The following is a 4,020-nucleotide window of genomic DNA, read 5'->3' on the forward strand; positions in this document are numbered from 1 at the left end:
GAAGGTTTTGATTATTATCAGGGCTTCCTGCGCTCGGCCGGCGTCTCCTCGCCCGAACTCATATCGCTGGTGCTACAGGGTTAGGCCGACCTTTCCGATGAGGGCCGAGCCGGCGTGGCGCGCATCGCGGCTGTCGATGTCGGTGTCGCTGTAGCGCAGTTCCGCCGACCAGCGGCCGCGATACCAGGCGATGGCCGCGCCATAATCCCAATAGTCGCCCCCCGGCCGCAGCCGTTGCGCGGCGATCGGATCGCGATCCGACCCGGAACTATGGCCGACCCGTGCCGAGGCAGTGAGCGGGGTGCCGGGAATGGCGAAGGCGGCGGCGGAGGACAGATAGAGATTGTCGCCGCCGATCGCCGACTGGCGCGGCGCATATTGGGCGCCGATGTCGATGCTGGCGGGGCCGATCAGGAAGCCGGCGCCGGCGCCAAATTCGCCATAGCCCTGATGATCGGCGCCGGGGAAGAGAAGGTAGCGCGCGTCGAGCGACAGGCGCCAGCCGCCCAGCTGGTGGACATAGGAAGGGCCAAGGTCGATCACGGCGTCGGCGCCGCCATGGCGATCGCTGTCCCAGAGGCTGGTGGCGGCGCCATCGAGCGACAGGCCCTGCGCGACCGGCACGGAGACGCTGCCGCGCAGCACCGGATCGCCGTCGCTCCAGCTCAGGCCGCGGCGACGCTCGTCACTGGCGACCTCGACCGTGGCGCTGGGGCCGCTGGCATATTGGGCGGCGGCCGGTACGGCATGGAGGGCGAGGCCGAGCCCGCCCAGCCATGCCAGGCCGATGGTCCGATCAGTTCGACGCAAGAGCGCGCACCGAGTCCAGTTCGGCCAGCAGCGGCGCGCGATCGGCTTCCGCCACGGCGATCAGGTGCGCTTCGATCTTGTCCTGATACTGGGCCATGTTGCGTTCGCCCGACTGACGGCCGGTCGTGCAGGCGCCAGCCTCGCTACCCGAAAAGCGCTTGTCGCTCGACACGGTGCGGGCGAGCGCCGGGCCATGGTCCAGCTTGCGGTCGACGACGATCGTCGCGGTCCACTGGCAGCGCTGATTGTCCATGCGGTTGGGCGTCTTGGCGCCGATGGTCTTTGTGCGGATGTCGGCACGGGCGGTGTAGGTGGCGCCGATCTGGTTGCCATGATGCTCGACCGACACATTGTGGGTCGCGGCGGCGGCAAGCGCCATAAGGATCAAACTCATTTCATTCTCCTGCTGTGACGCCGCGCTTTGTTGCCCGGTCGTCACGAAGGCATGTAGGTTTCTACTGTTGCTGCTTCTTTTCCGGTTGATGATGAATGGCGACATGAGGGTCGGATGAGGAGGGCGCCGACGCGACAGTTGAAAGTACATAGTGTCGATGCCGTGCGCATTTGGGCGTTTTTGCCCGAGAAGGCGACAGTCACGCGCCGACGAAGCGACAGTGGCGCGCCTGTAACGCAGCTGCGACGCGACAGTGAAGCGACAATGAGGCGACAGCAAAGCGACGATCATGGGCGATGATCTGGCGTGTTGCGGGGGTGGCGGGACCGGGTCGGTAATGCGGGCAAGGCGATGGGCGTGTGCTGTTTCATCCGACAGGATAGAGCAGGGAAAATCCAAATAGGAAAGCCGCGGCGCTCCATAGGGAACTGGCATGGGGATTGGCAGGCCCATGATGATTCGACACTATGATGCGGGGATAACGGGAGGAAAATCATCATGCTTGCCCTTCTGCTGCTGTTGCAGGCCGGATCGCCCGAGATCATCGTCACCGGCCAGAAGCTGGTCGAGGAGCAGGCGAAATGTTTGCATGGCGATTGCACGCCACTGCGCGATGCGCAGGCGACGATCGCGCTGGCCGAGCACCGCTTTCGCGATGGCGACTATCTGAAGGCCAAGTATCTGCTGGCGGCGGCGATCCGCCGCAACAAGGACAAGGGGAGCGAAGCGCCCCGGCCGGTCGCGGCCATCTATGAAGCGATGGCGACGGTGGCGCTGCATGAGGGCGACCAGAATGCCTATCGCCGGGCCGTGGCGGGGCAGGTGAAGACGCTGCGCGACAATCTGCCGGCGGACGATGTGGCGGTGCTGGCGGCCTCCACCGCATTGGGCGACATGTGGATCAAGCTGGGCAATTATCGACAGGCGGCAGCGACCTATCGCGGGATCGAGGATCAGGCGCTGGCGCAGGGGCGAGCCCATCCCGCGATCATGGCGGGGATGAAGCGGGCTTGGCTGGCGGCGGCGCAGGGTGAGCGGCGCGAGGCGGCAAGGATGCTGGACGAACTGGAGCAGCGGCCGATCGCGCAGCAGCCGGGATATCGTACCGCCCTGCGCGTGCTGCGGCTGCGTCTCGCGGTGCGCGACGGGGATGACGCGGCCATCACCCGCCTGGCCGAGGCGATCGGCGCGGAGCAGGGGGCGGTGCCGATCCTGATCTGGCAGCCGCCCTATCCGGCCAGCACAGACGCCGTCGACATCGGGCGGGCGCAGGGCCTCGATGGCATAGCGGTGCGGCCGGGCGGCAGCACGGATATCGCAGCGATCCAGTGGATCGATGTCGGTTTCTGGATCCGGCCCGACGGACGGACCGAGGATGCGGAAATATTGCGCGGTTCGCGCACGTCCGGCTGGGCGCCTGCGATCCTGCGCCAAGTCACGGGGCGGCGTTATGTCGCACGCGGGGAGGCGGGGGAGACGGATGTGCCGGGCAGCTACCGGATCGAACGGGTAACACCCAGATATCAATATACCAACGGGGTGGGATCGCTCATCCGGCGCCGGGTGCCGGCGCCCGGTTTCGAAGTGCTGGACCTGACCGCATCGGAAGCCGCGATGCCGCCTGCGGGCGGGTGAGGCGGGCGCTCAGGGCTGCGTGTCGGACCGAGCAAAAGCGCAAGGCTCTTCCGCCGCAAGGGATCAGGCCCTAGGGCCAATCGACATTCAGCCCTGACGGCCTGCAAATGGCGGCCTTCCGCGCTTCCGGTGCTCACGTACTTTAAGTACGCTGCGCTCCGGATCACGGAAAACCACCATTTTCGTCACGTCATCATCTGAATGTCGATCGCCCCTAGGGGCACAGGCTCATTCCAAATTCGAGGCGGGAAACCAGCGATGATTCAACCGGGTGCGACGTTCAAGGACAATCTCCAACTGCTGCCGCCGATCGACGGCATTGCCCGCATCGACCTGAAGGATGCGAGCGGTGCGATCGTTGCCAGCATCGAGAACCAGCCGGGCAAGCAGGGGTCGCTGGCGGTCTATCATTATCTGCAGCAGGCCTTCGGCACGCTCGACGCGGCGGCGGCCGAGCATGGGCTGGCGGTGTTTGCCGAACATACGGCGGACGCCCGCAACCGGCCGGGCGCGCATCCCAATGTCGATCGGCTGATCGCGATCGTGGAAGGTGGCGACGCGCTGGCGATCGGGGTGGTCGCGGGCTGAACAAGGCGGGTAAATCATTTCCCCGATGCGCCATTTCTTTTGCCGCTGTCGGGGCATGACGCAGTGCCTGCCAAGTCGGGCGGGCGAAATCGGATAAGGATAGGCTGCTTCGACAGCCCTTCTCTCTACCACGCCTGCGGCGCGGGGCCCTCCCTCTCCCGTGAACGGGAGAGGGGAATTGGCAATGGCGGGGAAGGGTGGATCAGCGACTGTGCTTCAAACCCGTCATGCCAGCGAAGGCTGGCATCCCACTATTTCTTGCCCCTCTCACTCTCGAAGAAAAGAGAGATCCCAGCCTACGCTGGGATGACGGGGGGGGGGTGGTTTCCTGCCATTCCCCTCCCGTAAACGGGAGCGACTATCTGTCTCGTCAATAGGTCAGAGGGATTGAAAGTCGGGTATCGCGCATTTTGGCATTGAGCCTGACGAGGAGCTTTCGGGCGAGAGCGATGCGGACGACGAGCTGTGGTTTGCCAGCTGCGAGGAGTTTGTCGCGGAAGTCAGCGAGGCTTGGGTCGAAGCGCCGGGCGATGTCAGCGACGAGGAAGAGGATAGTTCGAATGGAGGCGCGGCCACCGCGAGTTCGCCTTTTG

General features: G+C 65.3%; 4 protein-coding genes and 1 pseudogene. 2 read left to right on the forward strand and 3 right to left on the reverse strand.

Annotated features, from left to right (window positions below; all coding sequences use genetic code 11):
- Nucleotides 1–72: 72 nt before the first annotated feature.
- Nucleotides 73–810 carry a TorF family putative porin gene (locus CG471_RS29150; protein WP_099234584.1) on the reverse strand — a complete coding sequence of 246 codons (738 nt, stop codon included), beginning with the start codon at nt 808–810 and terminating at the stop codon, nt 73–75.
- The gene (locus tag CG471_RS29155; RefSeq protein WP_180275843.1) at nt 797–1,204 is read right to left on the reverse strand and encodes a hypothetical protein; all 408 of its coding nucleotides are present in this window, start codon (nt 1,202–1,204) and stop codon (nt 797–799) included. Before CG471_RS29155 ends, CG471_RS29150 begins: the two co-directional genes overlap by 14 nt.
- Nucleotides 1,205–1,702: 498 nt before the next feature.
- Here CG471_RS29155 and CG471_RS29160 point away from each other — a divergent pair, with 498 nt between their 5' ends.
- Both CG471_RS29160 and CG471_RS29165 read left to right on the forward strand, forming a co-directional pair.
- Nucleotides 1,703–2,839 (forward strand): lipopolysaccharide assembly protein LapB, encoded by a 1,137-nt coding sequence (locus CG471_RS29160; protein ID WP_099234586.1) that lies wholly within the window; start codon nt 1,703–1,705, stop codon nt 2,837–2,839.
- Nucleotides 2,840–3,097: 258 nt separating this feature from the next.
- The gene (locus CG471_RS29165; protein ID WP_099234587.1) at nt 3,098–3,427 is read left to right on the forward strand and encodes a DUF2322 family protein; all 330 of its coding nucleotides are present in this window, start codon (nt 3,098–3,100) and stop codon (nt 3,425–3,427) included.
- Between the two features lie 370 nt (nt 3,428–3,797).
- On the opposite strand, the pseudogene CG471_RS31060 reads toward CG471_RS29165, so the two are convergent.
- Nucleotides 3,798–4,020 (reverse strand): annotated as a pseudogene (locus tag CG471_RS31060) (IS110 family transposase); the annotation flags it as partial.

Source organism: Sphingobium sp. IP1 (assembly GCF_002708645.1).
GTDB lineage: Bacteria > Pseudomonadota > Alphaproteobacteria > Sphingomonadales > Sphingomonadaceae > Sphingobium > Sphingobium yanoikuyae.

What these genes read in the sequence shown, in the direction of transcription:
- CG471_RS29155 (WP_180275843.1), bottom strand. Translation starts at nt 1,204, where the DNA reads ATGAGTTTGATCCTTATGGCGCTTGCCGCCGCCGCGACCCACAATGTG.
- CG471_RS29160 (WP_099234586.1), top strand. Translation starts at nt 1,703, where the DNA reads ATGCTTGCCCTTCTGCTGCTGTTGCAGGCCGGATCGCCCGAGATCATC.
- CG471_RS29165 (WP_099234587.1), top strand. Translation starts at nt 3,098, where the DNA reads ATGATTCAACCGGGTGCGACGTTCAAGGACAATCTCCAACTGCTGCCG.